The organism is Arcobacter sp., assembly GCF_050300555.1.
Classification (GTDB): Bacteria; Campylobacterota; Campylobacteria; order Campylobacterales; family Arcobacteraceae; genus Arcobacter.
In genome coordinates this window covers 1-810 of the sequence record NZ_JBNKXY010000097.1, presented here as the reverse complement: position 1 = coordinate 810, position 810 = coordinate 1, and the positions used below count along the sequence as shown (strand labels likewise).

Genomic DNA, 810 nt, shown 5'->3' with positions numbered 1-810 from the left:
TACTTTTGAAGTAAATTTGATAGGTCTTACTGTTTTAAATTCACTTAAAATAGTTTCAATATCTTTTGTTTGTGTTTTTAAATCTTTTTTTAGATTTGCTCTAGTCTCTACTAATAGAGCAGTTACTTCGTTATCAAACTCTTTAAGATAACTTGGCATTCCCTCTTTATCTTGAACAGATTTAAGTGCTTTATTATCCATAAGTTCAACTGCATCAACGATAATTTTATTGTCATCTTTAGCAAGTTTTATTTTAGATACTGCATCACAAGCATCTTTGATATTTTCAAAAAATATTAAGGCACTTGCTTTATTTGGATAATCCTCAACAGTATTGTAAGTAACCTCTTCAATAAAGGCTAAAGTACCTTCACTTCCGATAATTAAGTGAGATAAGATATCAAACTCATCTTCATAATCAACTAGTGCATTTAAAGAGTATCCACAGGTGTTTTTAATTTTAAATTTTCGCTCAATCAGAGCTTTTAACTCTTTATCTTGTTTTGTCTTTTTTGCCAGTTCTTTTAAGTTATCCAAAAACTCTTTATGTTGATGTTTAAATCTTTTTTTAGATTTTTCAGAGGCTGTATCAAGTCTTGTTCCATCAGCCATTATAAGTTTTATTGATTTTAGAGTCTTATATGAGTTTTGGGATATTCCACAACACATTCCTGATGCATTATTTGCTGCAATTCCACCTATCATAGCTGCATTGATACTAGCTGGATCTGGCCCTATTTTTTTGTTAAACTCTTTTAATATGTTATTTGCTTGTTCACCAGTAAGAGCTGGTTCTAAACTTATATAACT

1 protein-coding gene is annotated in these 810 nt (G+C 29.6%); it reads right to left on the bottom strand.

Features of this window, described 5'->3' with window-relative positions:
* Positions 1–810, bottom strand: an 810-nt coding sequence (locus ACQY5W_RS13075) for an FAD-binding oxidoreductase (RefSeq protein ID WP_428025414.1), incomplete at both ends; no start/stop codon positions are given.